Annotated in this window: 17 protein-coding genes and 1 tRNA gene; 10 read left to right on the forward strand and 8 right to left on the reverse strand. The window is 49.5% G+C overall.

Features of this window, described 5'->3' with window-relative positions; translation table 11 throughout:
- The first annotated feature begins 60 nt into the window (after positions 1-60).
- From FJU30_RS04990 to FJU30_RS05005, 4 genes are all read left to right on the forward strand, one after another.
- Positions 61-627 (forward strand): type 4 pilus major pilin, encoded by a 567-nt coding sequence (locus FJU30_RS04990; RefSeq protein ID WP_150433892.1) that lies wholly within the window; start codon positions 61-63, stop codon positions 625-627.
- 108 nt (positions 628-735) lie between these two features.
- A complete protein-coding gene (locus tag FJU30_RS04995) occupies positions 736-2226 on the forward strand; it encodes a shufflon system plasmid conjugative transfer pilus tip adhesin PilV (RefSeq protein WP_150433893.1) in 1491 nt (496 codons plus the stop codon).
- Between the two features lie 20 nt (positions 2227-2246).
- Entirely contained in the window at positions 2247-2768 is a 522-nt protein-coding gene (locus FJU30_RS05000; RefSeq protein WP_150433894.1) for a hypothetical protein, read from the forward strand.
- An 11-nt stretch (positions 2769-2779) separates the two neighbouring features.
- On the forward strand, positions 2780-3976 hold the full coding sequence (locus FJU30_RS05005) for a hypothetical protein (protein WP_150433895.1): 1197 nt from the start codon (positions 2780-2782) through the stop codon (positions 3974-3976).
- 668 nt (positions 3977-4644) lie between these two features.
- On the opposite strand, the gene FJU30_RS27025 is transcribed toward FJU30_RS05005, so the two are convergent.
- Complete coding sequence (locus tag FJU30_RS27025; protein WP_150433896.1) at positions 4645-4929, reverse strand: hypothetical protein; 285 nt, start codon at positions 4927-4929, stop codon at positions 4645-4647.
- 345 nt (positions 4930-5274) lie between these two features.
- Between FJU30_RS27025 and FJU30_RS05015 the strand changes: the two genes are divergently transcribed.
- A complete protein-coding gene (locus FJU30_RS05015; protein ID WP_150433897.1) occupies positions 5275-6087 on the forward strand; it encodes a hypothetical protein in 813 nt (270 codons plus the stop codon).
- Positions 6088-6197: 110 nt separating this feature from the next.
- On the opposite strand, the gene FJU30_RS05020 is transcribed toward FJU30_RS05015, so the two are convergent.
- The 3 genes from FJU30_RS05020 to FJU30_RS05030 form a co-directional block, all read right to left on the reverse strand.
- Positions 6198-6575, reverse strand: coding sequence for a DUF1878 family protein (locus FJU30_RS05020; protein ID WP_150433898.1), 378 nt, complete (start codon positions 6573-6575; stop codon positions 6198-6200).
- Positions 6572-7024 carry a hypothetical protein gene (locus tag FJU30_RS05025; protein ID WP_150433899.1) on the reverse strand — a complete coding sequence of 151 codons (453 nt, stop codon included), beginning with the start codon at positions 7022-7024 and terminating at the stop codon, positions 6572-6574. Before FJU30_RS05025 ends, FJU30_RS05020 begins: the two co-directional genes overlap by 4 nt.
- Positions 7025-7802: 778 nt before the next feature.
- Positions 7803-7892, reverse strand: a tRNA-Ser gene (locus FJU30_RS05030).
- 282 nt (positions 7893-8174) lie between these two features.
- Here FJU30_RS05030 and FJU30_RS05035 point away from each other — a divergent pair.
- Together FJU30_RS05035 and FJU30_RS05040 are read left to right on the forward strand one after the other, a co-directional pair.
- Entirely contained in the window at positions 8175-8912 is a 738-nt protein-coding gene (locus FJU30_RS05035) for a phosphatase (RefSeq protein ID WP_150433900.1), read from the forward strand.
- 25 nt (positions 8913-8937) lie between these two features.
- Positions 8938-9498 (forward strand): TorD/DmsD family molecular chaperone, encoded by a 561-nt coding sequence (locus FJU30_RS05040; protein WP_150433901.1) that lies wholly within the window; start codon positions 8938-8940, stop codon positions 9496-9498.
- A 269-nt stretch (positions 9499-9767) separates the two neighbouring features.
- On the opposite strand, the gene FJU30_RS05045 is transcribed toward FJU30_RS05040, so the two are convergent.
- The 3 genes from FJU30_RS05045 to mdtH form a co-directional block, all read right to left on the reverse strand.
- Positions 9768-10331 carry a lipoprotein gene (locus tag FJU30_RS05045; protein ID WP_150433902.1) on the reverse strand — a complete coding sequence of 188 codons (564 nt, stop codon included), beginning with the start codon at positions 10329-10331 and terminating at the stop codon, positions 9768-9770.
- Between the two features lie 123 nt (positions 10332-10454).
- Positions 10455-11102, reverse strand: coding sequence for a glutaredoxin 2 (grxB, locus tag FJU30_RS05050; protein WP_150433903.1), 648 nt, complete (start codon positions 11100-11102; stop codon positions 10455-10457).
- Positions 11103-11404: 302 nt separating this feature from the next.
- Entirely contained in the window at positions 11405-12610 is a 1206-nt protein-coding gene (gene mdtH, locus FJU30_RS05055) for a multidrug efflux MFS transporter MdtH (RefSeq protein WP_150433904.1), read from the reverse strand.
- 757 nt (positions 12611-13367) lie between these two features.
- Here mdtH and rimJ point away from each other — a divergent pair.
- The 3 genes from rimJ to murJ all read left to right on the forward strand — a co-directional run bounded on the left by rimJ (position 13368) and on the right by murJ (position 16364).
- Positions 13368-13952 (forward strand): ribosomal protein S5-alanine N-acetyltransferase, encoded by a 585-nt coding sequence (rimJ, locus tag FJU30_RS05060; RefSeq protein WP_150433905.1) that lies wholly within the window; start codon positions 13368-13370, stop codon positions 13950-13952.
- 9 nt (positions 13953-13961) lie between these two features.
- Positions 13962-14612 (forward strand): YceH family protein, encoded by a 651-nt coding sequence (locus FJU30_RS05065; protein WP_150433906.1) that lies wholly within the window; start codon positions 13962-13964, stop codon positions 14610-14612.
- A 213-nt stretch (positions 14613-14825) separates the two neighbouring features.
- On the forward strand, positions 14826-16364 hold the full coding sequence (gene murJ / locus FJU30_RS05070) for a murein biosynthesis integral membrane protein MurJ (protein WP_150433907.1): 1539 nt from the start codon (positions 14826-14828) through the stop codon (positions 16362-16364).
- Between the two features lie 109 nt (positions 16365-16473).
- Here murJ and argS read toward each other — a convergent pair whose 3' ends face one another.
- Positions 16474-18204 carry an arginine--tRNA ligase gene (gene argS / locus FJU30_RS05075; RefSeq protein ID WP_150433908.1) on the reverse strand — a complete coding sequence of 577 codons (1731 nt, stop codon included), beginning with the start codon at positions 18202-18204 and terminating at the stop codon, positions 16474-16476.
- Positions 18205-18383: the final 179 nt, after the last annotated feature.

The following is an 18383-nucleotide window of genomic DNA, read 5'->3' on the forward strand; positions in this document are numbered from 1 at the left end:
GTTCAATCAAAATTAATTGATTATCTATTTTTTATCATTTAAATGACAAAGGAGATAAAAATGATCTTGTTGAAGAAAAGAAAAAGTAAAAAAGGGTTTTCCCTGCTTGAACTACTTTTAGTTCTTGGGATTATCGCAGCGTTAGTGGTTGCGGCATTTATTGTTTATCCAAAGGTTCAGTCCTCGCAAAGAGCCACAGCGGAAAGTAATAATATAGCGACAATTCAGGCTGGGGTAAAAGCACTTTATACGGCAGTATCCAGTTATTCCGGGCTAAATGAAACAGTCGCGGTTCAGGCAAAGATTTTTCCTGACAATATGTTAGTCAGCAGTAAGCCAGTTAATGCCTTTAAAGGCAACGTCTTGTTAGGCACATCAACCGATAGTCCTTCCGGCGTGGCTAACTCGGCATTTACCATTACCTATATTGGCGTTCCCGCATCCGAATGCACCAAAATAGTGTCCGGTGTTGGCGCTAACTTTTACAGCGTAGCGATTGGAACGGGCAGCACAGCATTAACAACTGGAAATATTAGAAAGGCCAGCAGCGATATGAATATGGCGACGGTGGCGTCAACATGTCAGTCTGGTGGAAACAGCAATACTATTACCTTCACATCATTATAAATAAAAGGGCATTCGCCCTTTTATCAATTAATCCCTTATAGATATCTTGACCACTTTTTTATTTTTGCTAATTAAATAGTACGTGAAATAAAAAAGGACGATGAAAAAATGATTAAACATAAAAAAGGGTTTTCTTTACTGGAAATTATTCTGGTGTTAGGTATTGGTGCGGCAACGGCTTTCATGAAGTTTCAGGATATGAAAAACGATCAGGAAACAATCATTGCCAATGCCGTTGGATCGCAAATGAAACAGATGGGGGAAGCGGTAAACCGTTATATCAGTATCCGTTATGACAAACTTTCAACCCTGTCTTCCAGTAGCAGTCAAACCAGTGATCCGGGACCAAGAACCTGTTCTGGTTCTATCTGTGAAATCACTTACCAGACATTGATTAATGAAGGCTTATTACCTGCTGGCAATAAAGGCGTTAACACGCAGAAGTCTTCTTACAAGATTTTGTTAAAGCGTTCAGGCACCTCACCCAACTATGTTGTTAATGGCCTAATCACAACAACATTGCCGTGGATTGAGGGAAGCAGAGTTCGCTACGACCTGTTAGGCCGTGCCATGCAGGCCGCAGGGATTGACAGCGGTATGACGCAATCTGCAACTGTTGCATCAGGATCGGGTGGTCAGTGGACAGAGAACCAAAATAGCTATGCGGGGATCAATGCGGCGGGGCTGTTGGCTTACCGTGTTGGTTATGACAGCGCCATGTATTCGGTTTACCTGCGTCGTGATGGAACATTGCCAATGACAGGCGATCTCAATATGGATGGGAATGACATCAATAATGTTGGAGACATTACGGCATCGGGAACCACGACGGCCACAACATTAAAATCAACAGGCGCGACCAGTGTTGGAACCACGTTAACGGTCGCAGGCGCATCCAGTCTTAAAGGTCCGGCATCTTTAGGCTCAACATTAACCGTTGCCGGGGCTTCTACCTATACGGGAGTAATGACGGTTAACAACAACATCAATGCCACAGGAACGATAACCGCAGGCGGTCAGATCGTTGGACATAACACAGCCGGAGATAAATTTTCTATTGGTAGTGGAAATACTAACGCCTATGAATTTCGTCTGGATGCGGCCAAGCCACTTACTATTTGGCGTAATGGTGGTGAAGCGACAGAAGAAAGATTACTTGTCTCTGGCTCGCAACGAAACCTTGGAGATTTGAAAATCGTAGCCAGTGGTTCGGCTACCGGTTCAATTACATCATCAGGAAATATTACATCCGGTGGCACAGTAGCGGGTCAGTATTTACAGCCAACATCAACGGTGGTTGCCGGGGCAGCTTGTTCGCCTAATGGAATAATCAGTAAAGATTCAACGGGGAAAGCCTTATCTTGTGTTAATGGATTATGGTCTACCGCTGAAGGTGGTGGTGAATTTGGTGGACATTTTATTGTCAGTTTCTTTGATGGTAATGCGTCTAATACCTATCATTCATCTTATTGTAGAGTAGGGAATCCTAAAAACAACAATGTGTGTTCCTGTCCATCTGGATATACACCAAGACTTTCTGGTGCGTGGGATCCTTCTAGTCAGAATTATAAATATTCATCAATAATATGTATAAAATAAAATTTTGGAGTGATGGAGAAATGAAAGAAATAGAACATGCAAAAGAGTTGTTGTTATTTATATGTTTGTCTTACAGTGGTTTTGCTATCTCTGAAGATATGATATTTAAATCACCTGTGGGTAGCCTGTATACGCTTGAATATAACAACGAATACGTAGGCGCTAATGTATTAAAGCTAACAATGACACATGTCTCTGATGATGCATGTGCAAAGCTTACTCCTGAGTTAGCTGGTAAATATTTTGAAGTGCAGGTAAACAGTCAATATGTGCCATTGACTCCGCCTGCATCAGGAACAACATGGAACCGAAATTATGTTGTTGTTGATAAGGCCGCTGCGTTATGTCAATCAGGGAAAAATAATACCATAGTAGTGAATCATTTTATCTATCCAAAAACGTATGCGTTATATAACGAAAATGGCGACATTGTGAATTCAGTAAGTGGTTCGTCTGCCAAAGAAAACATTGTTAACAGTAGCTATGAAATCTACAGAAAAACTATGCAGACCAGAGAGAACCATCAGTTATCAGTTAAATAAGGACACATTATATGAGAAATAAAAAAGGATGCTCAATATTAGAAATGGTATTAACACTGGCTATCGTGTCCGGTGTGGCCTATGCGGTGTTGAGTTATTATCGCAGCGAGAAGAAAGACAGAGCAATAAGAGAAAATGCCCAACAGATTGAAACGATATTCAAGGCATCGGATTCCTATCTTATTAGTTTAAGATCTGATGGCTCCAATCAGGATAGAAACAAGATCTCCATGCAGATCCTGAAAAATATGAATGCGTTGCCGATAAACCTTGGTTCGTTTACCAAACAGGAGATACCTGTTGATACGCTGCCTGCAGCGCAAGCGCCAGCGCCTGAAACGAATGAGGGTAGTAATCAACCAGAAGCGCCGGAAATCGTACCGGAAACCCCATCCACACCTGAAACCCCGATTGTTGATAACGTCTCTTTCCCTGATGAATGGTTAAAGAGCGATCCTGTGGTGGTGGTTAATAATCCGGTTCCTGTTGAGCCAACACCTGAGACGCCAGTAGAAACAACACCAGAGCCAAGTATTCCGGTAGAGCCTGTTGAGGATGATACGACTACAGGTGCCGTTGAGAAGGAGATAGATGAAGCATTATCAAAAGACAGCTACTTCCTTTGGAGTGATGGGGGACTCGATGGCTATCAAATATCAATCGTAATGAAATTAGCTGATGGGGATTTAACAGTTCTGCCGGGGAATAATTACGTTAATCTCACACCATTCTTAGATTCTGGGACTCCTTACTTGCACTATCATGAAAAAATATCAAATATGGTTGCGCAGACGGCTAAAAATACATCCATATATTCATACGAGATTGAGTGTTCTAAAGTTTCTAATAGTTATTATGACAAGTGCGCGTATACCTCCGATTATTCGTATCTGAACTTTACCATTTATAACGCTTTTAATGTTCCTGTAGGATTAACAATAGAAAAAGCATCAAGCACTTTGATTAGTTATTGGATGAATAATAAATTGTCGTCTTTGAAATCAGAAGTAAACAATAACGCTTATGCATGTATAATTCCAAATGTAAAAACAAGGACTCTTCTGATTGGATATTTGAATGATAGAACATATAGGCGTTATGAATTGGCTACTGATGGCGTGTTGTATTCAGTATCTTTTAGCGCCTCTTATTTGTCTTGTAATACTAATAGCAATCGAACCATCACTAAAATGGGTGATTATTGGTGAAATGTTTAAGAATAAATAATGTTGTTAACCAGTTTAATAAAATGATAAGTATATTTGGAAAACAAAAATAATATATTGTTTAATATATGTTTTTAAAGATATTCACTTCATGAAGTGTCTGATTGCTCCATATATGGAGAGTTTGTTTACAGCTCAATGGGCTGATATCGTTGCCCCAAATGTGGGGCTAAGTATTCTATCCTATGGATAGTGCCTCAATGAGGCAGTAAAAGGGCTTAACGGCCCTTTTTGCGTTTCATCTTATTATAAAAACCATTCAGAAATTAACTCACTTCTGCTTTTTATAGTTTCGACATAATGTGTCGATACTTTTCATTATATTAATTTGTTTTAAATTTGATTATGGAAAAAATTAATTATATATCCTTTTAAGGTATTTTATTTGTGGAGGGTGTAATGAAAAATAAAAAGTATTTTCCTGTTTTGTTAGCATTAAGATTTCTTGTTTTATTTGTTGGGATGCTGTTTTTGAGTAAAACCATATTTTGGATGTTCGGAACGGATGTAAATAGTTTCAACATAAGAGCCTTAACGGGCTTTGGTTCTCTGATGATAACTTGGTTCTTATTTTCTCTTTCGTTTTAAATAAGAAAATATAATTAAAAATATTGGTGAGAATGAAAAGGGCTTTGTAGCCCTTTTGGTTTTTATGACGATATTTTTTCTGTCTGAGAAATCTGGTATAGAACGTTGAGCCTTTCCCACAACACAAAAGACAGGATCTCTTTGGCTTGGGGATTTTCAATCTCAACAACAGCGTAAATTAATGCCCGACACTGATCGATGATTTCTTCCAGTTCTAGCGGCGTGTTATTGAACATGATAAGCCCCCGCTGCTGGATATTGAGATGTAGCAAAAAAAGCCACATCCAGATGCAGATTTTCAGGAAGTGAATAGGTAAACTGACAGACAGCCATAGCGTTAGCTCCATAACGTTGTGGTTAGCCCCTGTCTGGTATTGCTGTACCTTTCAGGGGTGACTGGTGTTCAGGGGATCTTGTTAAGGCAGCTACCTGATTGGCTGCAATTTAAGGCTAGGATTGGTGCTAGTCAATTGCTAAACGAGAGACAATCCACGCCGGGCAGGTCTCCGACCCTTAAAACCCGTATGGCCCAGAACTGCGAGAACAGTTGGATTGTTCTGTTCTAAAATCTTGGATTGAGTTTTCAAAACGAGTTTAAGTCGCAGCAAAATCTTATGGAAAATTGGTACGTAAACCAAAGAGAAGTATCTTTTAGAGTGCAATATAACTAATTATTTTATAGGGAAATACTTATGACTGATACATTACCTGAGTTTAAAAATGAATCTGATCGTGTAGCGTATTTTTTACTGAAACATTTCGGCTACGACGTTAATATAATTCCTACATCTGATAAGAAAGAAGCAGATTTTATTATTAAATTAAATGGTTCTTCAGCGTTAGTTGAGGCCAAAATGAAATTTGATGATAAAAATAAGGAAAATGAAAGAGACAGTGTGTTATCAAGGGGAGAGGTATATGTGGATTTAGCAACGCTTGGGCGAGATCGTTCTATAGCTAATGTAATTAGTGATGCATCAAAACAGCTCTCGTCATCAGCCATTGATAAACCACATAATTTTAAAATACTACTGTTTATTGCAACAGGAATGAATGTTTCAGCTAAAAGAGATAAAATTTTTGATACACTATGTGGGACTACTAATATAATGGAAATTGGAGGAGGTAATCACCTTAAGAAATGTTATTTTTATCGGGATTCGGAATTTAATAAAAGAAAAAATGAAATCGATGCTGCTATTATAGCTGATATTGATAATGAGATTTTTAGTTCATTTGTGATAATTAATCCATTGTCAAATAATTATGATAAGTTAAAAGAGTCTGATTTTCTTTCCCCCTTTAAAAATGCCATTCGTGATCCCTTTGAAGAGGAAAAATCTGGCAAAGCATATATCCTTGATGAGTATATCCAGAAAATAAACTGTCCAAGTCTTGTGGCTTATGATGATCCAAGATTGAGATATTTAAAGAAAAAATATAAAACAAGACTACTGATGGCTATAGATTTTAATGCTCCAGAATTTTCAGTTCGAGGAGAATAGTACAGAAGGTTATATAATTTAAAAAACTTTTCACCTTAGCGTATTTATTGTTTCATATTGAAAAATATTATTCACTCCTTAGTTAATAAATGAACTAAGGAGTGAGGAGTTTATTTGTTTTTTCTAGTTATTTGGTGAAACTCTATAGGCGTATAAGGTTCAAAGCTCATTGCATATCCATAACAAACATCAGTCCATTGATGATTATTATAAAATGCAAGAGTAATTTGTTTTACTGTCTGATAACCAATGCCAAATTCATCTTTTAATTCATTTTCAAAATCAGACCATTCAATTTTATCTTTCTTTTCTAGCTTATTATCGTATTTTTCAAAGATATCATGGGCGCGATTAATATCTTTTTCATCCCAATCCATAGAAAGGATTAATGACTCAACAGGATGGTTGTGGTAATCGATAGATTCCCCAAGGATTTTTATATGGTATTTAAGCTTTTCGATTTCTTTTGAAATTTCGTCTAAGTTCATGCTTTACCCTCTATCTTGTAAATTGTTGAATTCATAGCAGATATTGCATCTTGAATCTTTGCCTGCAGATCATGAACATCTTGCGGATTTGGATTGCAGGAATGCCAGTCTGTTTCGTAAGAGTTTAGATTTTTTTGTGCATCGACGATAAGTTGACGAATGTCAGCATCAGGTCCTTTTGCATCAAGCGTTCCTAAAGCAACATCGAAATACTCTTTTGTCTTGTGAATCAGATCACTGGTTTTTGTTCCCCTCTGAGCACCTTGAGGGGATGTAGGAAGGCGTCTTATTTCGTCTTGTGCTCGCTTCAAACGTTCAGACACGTTTGTTAAGCTAATCTTCCTAACATCAAATTTTAACTGGTTTTTATAGTTACGGGCTTCTCTGGACTGCCAAATAGTGATACCAGCACCGACCAAAGTAACTACCGTACCGATTAATGTAATCATGCTGTCTGCTGTCAAAGGATATTTCCATTATTCTACAAGAGTTAAAATTGAGCTTTTCTTGTGCGTTTTATGCTCAGGTCTTCTCTTTGTAAATAAACAAGCTTACCCCCGATATTATCTTATAAAACGCTAGGTTTGCAAAAAAATACCATTCGCAGTATCCACTTTGGACATATCGGGAATATATGAATAACAATAGTCAGACCAATCATTCATCCGGGCAACATGCTTGGGCCATAGTATTTCGCATTGATATGTCGCTTCGGCTTTATCCGCTAACTGGTGTGCTAATGCCTCATAACTTCATGTGAGCATTTCGCAAGCACAATCACAGAACGTTGATCTGAACCCTGTTGGGTCAGATCTCCGAGTCACGCTAACTTTAACACTGCCAGCAAAGCTGGTGTCAGAAAATTTTCCACCATGAGTAGAAGGGAATAGATACTTATTGTCTTTAAAGCAAGGTAAACCTTTTAACAAGGCACAAGCAGCATCATACAAAGGATTGTTTGTTCTTTTCCTGCTTTTATTCGTTCACCGGGGATTATTCAAACTTTTTTGGAGCTAGCGTATTTGTAGGGAGGGAGGACATCCCACAATATACAGCAATCTTAATAAAGACAGCAAGGTGTAAAAATAAAGCTTTTCAGCAAGAAAAACAACAACAAAAGAGAGATTAGAATATAAAAAAAGCCCATTTACATGGGCTTCCTTATGCGGCATTTTATGCAGGACAAAATCAATAATGTATCGTAACTAATTGATTCTGTATCAAATATGGCGGTGAGGGAGGGATTCGAACCCTCGATACGTTTTCACGTATACACACTTTCCAGGCGTGCTCCTTCAGCCTCTCGGACACCTCACCGTATTAATTGCCGGAGCAGCGCGGGCGCTGACGACGGACGCTAATGTAGGCAAGATGGTCGCCAGCGTCAACCTGTTTTTTCATAAAAAAGATGCGGTTAGCCAAAGTTGCAGCAATCTGGCTATTTCGCCGTCGTTTGTCATCGTGCTGCGTCTGAAATATCGCCGCTCGCCGGCGGGTGAGCGCGTTTTTTTGTTAAATTGAGGTTACAGAAACCATCCCGGCTGCGTGGCTGGGCCATAACTGGTATGCTGATAACAAAATTCAGGTGGAGGAAAAAATATGTATCCGGTCGATTTACATATGCATACCGTTGCCAGCACACACGCCTACAGCACCCTGCATGACTATATTGCCGAAGCCCGACAGAAGGGGATCCAGCTCTTCGCCATTACCGACCACGGCCCGGATATGGCCGATGCGCCGCATCACTGGCATTTTATGAATATGCGCATATGGCCGCGCATGGTCGACGGCGTGGGCATTCTGCGCGGTATTGAAGCGAACATCAAAAATATTGCCGGCGATATTGACTGCACCGGACCAATGCTGCAGGCCGTCGATCTGGTGATCGCCGGTTTTCATGAGCCGGTTTTCCCGCCGCAGGATCGCGCTACGCATACGGCGGCAATGATTGCGACGATGGCGCAGGGCGAGGCGCATATTATCAGCCATCCCGGCAACCCGAAATTTCCCGTTGATATTCAGGCGGTGGCGCAAGCCGCTGCCCATTACAATGTGGCGCTGGAGCTGAATAACTCCTCTTTTGAACACTCGCGCAAGGGCAGCGAGCCGAACTGCCGGGCGATTGCCGAAGCGGTGCGCGACGCTGGCGGCATGCTGGCGCTCGGCTCCGATTCCCATATTGCGTGGTCGCTGGGCATCTTTACCCACTGCGAACGTATCCTGCAGGAGGTCGATTTTCCTGCGCAACGCGTACTGAACGCCACTCCGCGTCGGGTACTGGACTTTCTTGAACGGCGTGGCAGACCGGCCATCGCCGAATTAGCCTCGCTGTGACAATGTCACGTTATCGGATAATCATATGAACGAATTTTCCATTGTGTGCCGCATTCTGGGCTCGCTGTTTTATCGCGCGCCGCAGGATGCGCTGCTGGCGCCGCTTTTTACTGCTCTGCAGCAGGGCGCTTTGCAGAAAAACTGGCCGCTGGCGCAGGATGCGCTGCTGGAGCAACTGCAGAAAAACTATCGACCGGCTGAGCTGGAACAGGACTACAAGGCGCTGTTCATCGGCGCGGAGTGCGGCGTTTCGCCCTGGCGTTCCGACTACGACAAAGACTATCAGGAAGCTGACGTACGGACCTTTTTGCAACTGCGTGGAATGCCGTTGCCGGCAACGCCGGCCGATCATTTCGGCGGTCTGCTACTGGCGGCCTCATGGCTGGAAGATCAGGCGCAGCCGGATGAAACGGCCGCGCAGATCGCCTTATTCGACGATTTTATTCTGCCCTGGAGCGATCGCTTTTTAGGTCAGGTGGAGAGCCACGCTAAGAGCGCGTTTTACCGTACGCTGGCGGCGCTGAGCCGTGAAGCGCTGGAAGCGATGCGTGAAGATCTGGCTGAGTCGGAGAGTGGGGCCGAATAACGACGATACCGCTATACGTCAGGCGGCCGATACGCTGGCTGCCGGCGACGCTCACTTATTCGATCCAATTCTGAACCTTTTCCCTGAGGCGCCGCCGACCGCGAGATTTATCTCTGCGGCCGGCGGATTTGTCGTTCACCTAAACGCGCCTCGCCCATACAGGGCTAACCGGGTATTCGACACAACCGGTTAGTCGCGCGAGCCGAATGATTTTCGGGATGAACTGTTGGCGCCATGTTGGGACGGCCGGCGCGAATGCGCCGGTCGGGTTAGTCGGTAAACAGAATGACCAGTTTGCCGGGTTTGACCTCAATACCTTTGGCCAGCTTTTTCGCCAGCGCTTCGGTTTTGCTGTGATCCGCATTAAGAATATAGGCGGGTTTCTGATTGAAATAGCTTTTCAGCGATTGGTTCAGATAAGGCGTCAGGCCCTGCATCACCGTCTGCATCTTCTCTGGCTGAATGCTGTAATCGACCAGTTCCAGATCTCTGAGATAAATCGCGCCCTGCGTTTTATCAAACACCGGCTGCGCTTTTAATGTCAGCTTCATATCGGCGCTTTGCGCCCCCAGCAACGAACTGATATCCACTTTGGCATTGCCCGACAGCGTTACCTTGCCCGGTTCGGCGCGACCGATCTGACTGGTTAAATCGGTCAGCACGATGTGCGCGTCCAGCACGCCCGGCACGCCGAGCTGTTTTTGATAGTCATTGTGCTTTTGCAGATATTGATTCACATCCTGCTCATCCAGGTTGTACTGGGTCAGCGGGCTGCAGCCGGTTAAAGCCAGCGATATCGAGAGAGCGGCGGCGGCTAACCATGTTTTCTTCATGCAGTAATCACCTTAATGGAACCTTGTGCGATGGTTGTCATCCAGCAGGAAGCCGGCCATCGGACCGGCGTATGACGACAAGCGCGCAACGGCAGGCCGTCGAACAAAACGGCCCGCGTACCGTTACTGCGCCATATGGGTCAGCAAAGTAATCTGGCTCAGTTTGGCCATCGTATCGCGATACGCGGCCACGCGCGATGGCCAGGAGATACCGTTAACCAGCGTCAGCGAGCGCAGCAGCGGGAACAGATGAATGTCGTCGGTCGACAGCTCGCCATTACAGGCGCCTGGCTGTGCGATCAACGCATCCAGTCCGGACAGTTCGCTGTTCAGCTTACGGATTAGCCCTTCCGAATGGCCGAGTAGTTCGGTGAAATCGCCATACGACGCCTGCTTTTTCTCGGTAAAATACTGGCGCGCGCCGGGCGTGGCAAACTCTTCAAACGCCGCATGCGCCATGCGCGGAATAACCAGTTGGTTAGCAAACTCAGTCACTTTTTTCAGCCAGGCGGCAATGGCCGGATTTTGCGGACCGGTCAGCAGCGGCTGACCGTCCAACTGGTCGATATAGTGCACGATGTCCATGCTTTCGGGCATAACGCTGCCGTCGTCTTTTTGCAGAATAGGCACCATCTTTTTGCCCACCATCGCGGTGGGCGTCGCCTCGTCGTCGTTGAGCAACACTTTCAGTTCTACGGGGATATTTTTAAGGCCAAAAATCATGCGGGCCTTGATGCAAAACGGGCAGTGGTCATAAATATATAATTTCATATCTTGCTCCTCAGCTTAACTGGTGAGACTCCCGGCGCCGCGACGGCCGGAAATGTGAACGGATCAATCCATTGAATATATTGAGAAAGTATGGCGGGCTTTAGCGGCGAGATCAACTCGCAGTGGTAACAGAACACGACTCAATAGCTTTGCACAACAGCGCCAGACCCGCCTCTGCGGGTTGAATGGCAATGGTCTCATGATTAAAGAGTATCCCGCTGTGTTAATTGCGATTTCCCTTGCCTTGTCATCAGTTATGCGTTGCGGCACCGTCAGAGGCGAAGCATCAATATGCGAGTTATTTAGCGCCCGCCCAGCATCGCGGGTTCGATGCGCCGCTGGGTGAACTGCCGGTACAGCGCGGTCAGCGTCAGCAGGCCGATGGCGCTGAGCATAAACCAGGGCAGTTCGGGTTGGCCGAACGCATGTCCGGCATCGAACAGCCAGCCGCCGCCGCTATAGCCAATCGCGCCGCCGAGCGCCAGACCGAGCCGGCTGAACCCCATATAGCTGCCGCGCGCGCGGGCATCGGCCAGCGAGGCGCTGAGCGTTTCGCGCGCCGGCTCGGCGATGATCGAACCGAGGTAAAACACACCTATCAGCAGCAACAGCATTTGCAGGCTGCTGGTCAACCCTATCGGAAACAGACTGAGCGTCATCAGCAGCAGTCCGGCCATCAGACGTTGTTCCAGGCGGAAACGTTTTTCGCTCCAGCGCGCCAGCGGGTAGAGCAGAGACAGCGACAGCGTGGCCTCGATGGCGTACATCCATTTTACCGCGTCGGGCGTGCCGGCGATTTCATTGACCATGATGGGCAACATCAACAGAACCTGAACCGACAGCATATAATAGCCGGTCAGCGTTAGCACATAGATCAGGAAACGGCGGTCGCGGATCACGCGCAGCAGGCCTTCAAACACTGGCGTACGCACGGTGGAAATGCGGTAAGCCGGCAGCAGCCAGGCGTTGCAGCAGGCGCCCAGCACAAAGATAAACGCGCCGGCCCAGCACACGGCCTGGAAATCATAGCGCAGCAGCCAGCTGCCCAGCAGTGCGCCGATCACCGCGCCGGCGCTGTCCTGCACCATCAGCAGAGAAAAAAAACGCCCGCGCTCATGCGGCCGCGTGAGCTTAACCACCAGCGCGCTGCGCGGCGGGTCGAACAGCGTGCCGCCGAGCCCGGACAAGGCGCAGGCGAGCCACAATACCCAGGGTTCATGCGCTACGGCCATAAAGACAAAGCCAATCGCCCTCAACAGCATGCCGGTCACAATCATCGGTTTGGCGCCGAAACGGTCGGCGATCGCGCCGCCGAAAATGCCCAGACCCTGCTGTATCAGCTGGCGCAATCCGAGAGCGATCCCTACCAATACGGCGGCCCAGCCAAGTTGATCGACAAAGCGAATCGAGATCAACGGGAAAACCACAAAAAAGCCTAAAACGACCAGCATATTATCCAGCAACAGAAAATATTTGCCGGAACTGCGGATCTGCGATAACAGACGCATGTTGCACCACAAGAAGAAAAATCAGGAGGAAATAACAGACATGACTATTTTGTACCCTAATTGTGTTCTGGCATAGCCCGCGGATAAATATATTTTTATTGTCGGCAGTGTTACCCGCACCGCATTTTTTGCTAAAAAAGGGCTTCGCCCTGCCGATTGCGCAATAAGCGACCGACCTGGGTTTTACGGGAGAGAATTGATGCGGTTATAGTAATCGCTATGGATGATACGTCCGCCGCATTTCAGGGCGCGGATGCGGTGGCTGCGCGCCTGCCGGTCAGGTAGCGGGCTAAGCGCCGGGGAGCGGGTCGCCGCGCGACGTGGCTTATAACCCGTCGGATTTGCAACGGGCCAACGCACTGCGGTGTTCAAAACGATAACGTTTTGTTCCGCAATCGAATTAATCAGAGTCTGTACTCTTCATCTTTGGAATGCCGCGACGCGAGCGTCCCCTGAAGACTCTGCTCATCCCTGATCGTTGTCGCATCGGGCCACGATGAGCCGTGTTTGACGCGGCGCGGGCACAGGCGTCGCTCACCCGCAACGCCGCCGCCTGGCGACGATACCGCGTTAGCGGGCTTATCAGCGCGATCCGTCGGTAAAGGAGCAACGTTTTCGATTGTTCGAAACGATAACGTTTTGTTCCGCAGTACGAATTATGTCGGGCATATGCCGGTGATGTCGCGCCGGGAGAAAAAAATAGTCCTGCCGGCGATGGCGACATGTATTCGTCGTTCGGGCAGGTACAGGGGGAATAATGTTTGGCTATCGTTCGGCTGCGCCGAGAGTCTATCTGACGACAGAGCGCCTGGTGGTTCGTCTGGTCCACGAACGCGACGCCTGGCGCCTGGCGGAGTATTATGCGGAAAATCGTGATTTTCTCAGACCGTGGGAGCCGGTGCGCGACGCCAGCCATTGCTATCCTTCGGGCTGGCAGGCGCGTCTGGGCGTCATCAGCGATATGCATAAGCAGGGCAGCGCCTGCTATTTTGTCCTGCTCGATCCAGATGAGAAAGAGATCCTCGGCGTGGCGAATTTCAGCAATATCTTACGCGGTTCGTTTCATGCCTGTTATCTGGGCTATTCGCTGGGACAAAAGTGGCAGGGGCAGGGCCTGATGTACGAGGCGCTGCAAAGCGCGCTGCGCTATATGCAGCGTCAGCAGCGCATGCACCGCATCATGGCCAACTATATGCCGCATAATCAGCGCAGCGGCAATCTGCTGGCGCGGCTGGGTTTTGAACGGGAAGGCTACGCCAAAGACTATCTGCTGATTGACGGTAAATGGCAGGATCATGTATTAACCGCGCTGACCAGCGCCGACTGGACCCCCGCACGCTGAGGAGCTGTGATGAAATATCAGTTAACCGCTTTAGAGATCCGGGTTATTGGCTGTCTGCTGGAAAAGCAGATTACCACGCCGGAACAGTATCCCCTGTCGCTCAACGCGCTGACCCTGGCCTGTAATCAAAAGACGAACCGTGAACCGGTGATGGAGCTTGATGAGGGTGACGTGCAGCAGACGCTGGACGCGCTGCTGAAGAAGCATTTTCTGCACACGCTGAGCGGATTCGGTAATCGGGTGGTGAAATATGAACACCGCTTCTGCAATTCCGAATTCGGCGATCTGAAATTTTCACCGGCGGAAGTGGCGCTGGTAACGACGCTGCTGCTGCGCGGCGCGCAAACGCCCGGCGAATTGCGCACGCGCGCCGGGCGTTTGCATGAGTTCAGCGACGTAAGCGAGGTTGAGTCGGCGCTGGCCGGTTTGCAGCAGCGCGAGGACGGGCCGTTCGTGCGGCGTCTGGCGCGCGAGCCGGGTAAGCGGGAAAGCCGTTTTCATCATCTGTTTGGCGGCGGGGCGGGCGAACAGGTGGATGATGCGCCGCAGGCGTCGGGTGATGAGGCGTCGCTGACGGCAAGAGTGACGGCGCTGGAGCGGGAGGTCGCCGGGCTGAAGCAACAGCTGGCCGCGCTGCTGGCCTGCCGCGCGTCGGACTGAGGGCGCGTCGTCAGCGTTGTTGTTCGTGCGCGGCGCAGACAGGATATGTGTAAAATCAGGCGCCTGCGGTCGCGTCCTTGTCAAATGCTGATACCAATATCTGGTAGCTATTAGCCGCGTATTGGGTAGACTAGACACTCCCTGCCCGTCAGGGCTATTCAGTTCAGCGCGCGCTGATGACTCATTTTCCCTCAGGATGTCAGAACCGATCGGATGAATCTACTCAAATCACTGGCTGCGGTCAGTTCAATGACCATGCTTTCCCGCTTACTGGGATTTGTGCGCGATGCGATCATCGCCCGCGTATTCGGCGCCGGAGTCGCGACCGACGCCTTTTTTGTCGCCTTTAAACTGCCGAATCTGCTGCGTCGCATTTTTGCCGAGGGGGCGTTTTCCCAGGCGTTCGTGCCCATTCTGGCCGAATACAAGAGCCAGCAGGGCGAGGAGGCCACCCGCACCTTTATCGCCTATGTTTCAGGCATGTTGACGCTGGCGCTGGCCGTCGTCACGCTGCTCGGCATGCTGGCCGCGCCCTGGATTATTATGGTGACCGCACCGGGGTTTGCCTCCACGCCGGAAAAATTCGCGCTGACGTCGGCGCTGCTGCGCATTACTTTCCCGTATATTTTGCTGATCTCGCTGGCCTCGCTGGCCGGCTCGATCCTCAATACCTGGAATCGCTTTTCGGTGCCGGCGTTTGTGCCTACGCTGCTGAATATCAGCATGATCGGCTTTGCGCTGCTGGCTACGCCGTATTTTAATCCGCCGGTGCTGGCGCTGGCATGGGCGGTACTGGCCGGCGGCATACTGCAGCTGGCCTATCAGCTGCCGCATCTGAAAAAACTCGGCATGCTGGTGTTGCCGCGCCTGCGCTGGAAAGACGCGGGCGTATGGCGCGTATTGCGCCTGATGGGGCCGGCGATCCTCGGGGTTTCCATCAGCCAGATCTCGCTGATCATCAATACCTCCTTCGCTTCGTTTCTGGTTTCGGGCTCGGTTTCCTGGATGTACTACGCCGATCGGCTGATGGAGTTTCCCTCCGGCGTGCTGGGCGTGGCGCTGGGCACCATCCTGCTGCCCTCGCTGGCCAAAAGTGCGACCAGCGGCGACCAGGCGGAGTATTGCCGTTTGATGGACTGGGGGCTGCGGCTCTGTTTTGTGCTGGCGCTGCCGAGCGCGGTGGCGCTGGGCATTTTGTCCGGGCCGCTCACCGTGTCGCTGTTCCAGTACGGTCAGTTCAGCGCGTTCGACGCGGCGATGACTCAGCGCGCGCTGGTGGCCTATTCGATCGGGCTGATGGGGTTGATTATGGTTAAAGTGCTGGTGCCGGGTTTTTACTCGCGGCAGGACATTAAAACGCCGGTAAAGATTGGCATAGTGACGCTGGTGATGACTCAGGTCATGAACCTGGTGTTTATCGGGCCGCTGCAGCATGCCGGGTTGTCGCTGTCCATCGGTCTGGCGTCCTGCCTTAACGCCGGGCTGCTGTACTGGCAATTGCGCAAGCAGGATCTGTTTCAACCGCAGCCCGGCTGGACCGGTTTCTTGCTCCGGCTGCTGCTGGCGGTAGTGGTGATGGCGGCGGCGCTGCTGGCGCTGCTGTGGTGGATGCCGGCGTGGGATATAGGCGGTATGACGGCGCGATTGTCCCGTCTGACGCTGGTGGTGGTGGCCGGCGCGCTGTCCTATTTCCTCGTGCTGTATTTGTGCGGCTTCCGCCTGCGCGATTTTTCCCGCCATAGCGTGCAATAATCATGGCGCTGCGCCGCGCCGCGTCGGATGACGGCGCGCCGCCGCAAGGCATAAAAAACCACCGATTTCCGGTGGTTTTTTCACTACGACGGCAGATAAAACGGGCGGCTTACATCCGGTCGACCGTTTCGATGCCCAGCGTATCCAGCCCCAGTTTCAGCGTCCTGGCGGTCAACAGCGCCAGCCTCAGGCGGCTCTGCCGTACGTCTTCGCTCTCGGCGTTCAGTATCGGGCAATGCTCGTAGAAGCTGGAGAACAGGCCGGCCAGCTCGTACAGATAGGCGCACATCAGGTGCGGCGTACCGTCGCGCGCCACCGTCAGAATCGTCTCTTCAAACTGCAGCAGTCGCGTGGCCAGCGCCAGTTCGCGCGCATCGGACAACGCGACCGGCTGCGTCAGACTCTCTTCGCTGATCGCGGCGCGTTTAAAGATCGACGCCACGCGGGTGTAGGCATATTGCATATAGGGCGCGGTGTTGCCTTCAAACGCCAGCATATTGTCCCAGTCGAAGATATAGTCCGTGGTGCGGTTTTTCGACAGGTCGGCATATTTCACTGCGCCGATAGCGACCACGTTGGCCAGTTTTTCCAGCTCATCGCCGTCCATCTGCGGATTTTTTTCCGCGATCAGCTTACGTGCGCGATCGTGGGCTTCATCCAGCAGGTCGGACAGCTTGATGGTGCCGCCGGCGCGGGTTTTAAACGGTTTGCCGTCCTTGCCCAGCATCATGCCGAACATATGGTGCTCAAGGCTGACCGACTCCGGCACATAGCCCGCTTTGCGCACTATCGCCCAGGCCTGCATCAGATGCTGGTGCTGGCGCGAGTCGATGTAATACAACACCCGATCGGCGCCCAGCGTTTCGTAACGGTATTTCGCGCAGGCGATGTCCGTGGTGGTGTACAGATAGCCGCCGTCCTTTTTCTGCACGATCACGCCCATCGGCTCGCCTTCCTTGTTTTTAAACTCGTCAAGGTAGACGACGATGGCGCCTTCGCTCTCCACCGCCAGGCCTTTAGCTTTTAAATCGGCCACGATAGTGGGCAGCATGCTGTTATACAGGCTTTCGCCCATGACGTCGTCGGGACCCAGCGTGACGTTCAGCCGCTGATAAGAGAGCTGGTTTTGCGCTATGGTGATGTCGACCAGTTTGCGCCACATCTGACGGCAATAGTCGTCGCCTCCCTGTAGCTTGACCACATAGCCGCGGGCGCGTTCGGCAAACGCGTCATCTTCGTCGTAATGCTTTTTCGCCGCGCGATAAAACGCTTCCAGATCGGCCAGCGCCATATCGCCGGCGTTTTCATTCTGTACTTTTTCCAGCCAGGCGATGAGCATGCCGAACTGGGTGCCCCAGTCGCCGACATGGTTGGCCCGGATCACCCGATGGCCGAGAAACTCAAGCGTGCGGGCGGATGCGTCACCGATAATGGTGGAACGCAGGTTGCCGACGTGCATCTCCTTGGCGACGTTCGGCGCGGAATAGTCGATGACGATAGTCTGCGGGGTAACGTCAGCCACGCCCAGCCGCGGAGAGGCCAGCGCTTGTTCGATATGGCTGGCCAGCCACTGCGGATCAAGGAAGATATTGATAAAACCGGGACCGGCAATATCCGTTTTGGCGGCGATGCCGTCGAGGTCAAGATGCTGAACGACTTTTTCTGCCAGCTGACGGGGCGGCACGCCCAGTTTTTTTGCGGCGGCCATGATGCCGTTCGCCTGATAATCACCAAACTGCGCTTTAGCCGACTGACGGACTAGCGCTTCGCTATCGCTGGGAGCCCCTGCGGCAATCAGCGCCTGGCTGACTTTTTCGGAGAGAAGAGCCTGAATATTCACCGGTTTACCTTACATAACAAATCCAGCCATGCTTATACCATATTTGCCGTGGCGAGTCAGCAGACGGAGGGGGTAAAACCGGGGCGGACGCCAGCCAACAGCCTGACATCGGCGGGAGGTCGAAGCGGATATTATTAAGCGGAAGGAAAGGCGAGTTTTACTTTCTGGCGCGGGAGGCG

The organism is Affinibrenneria salicis (genome assembly GCF_008710095.1).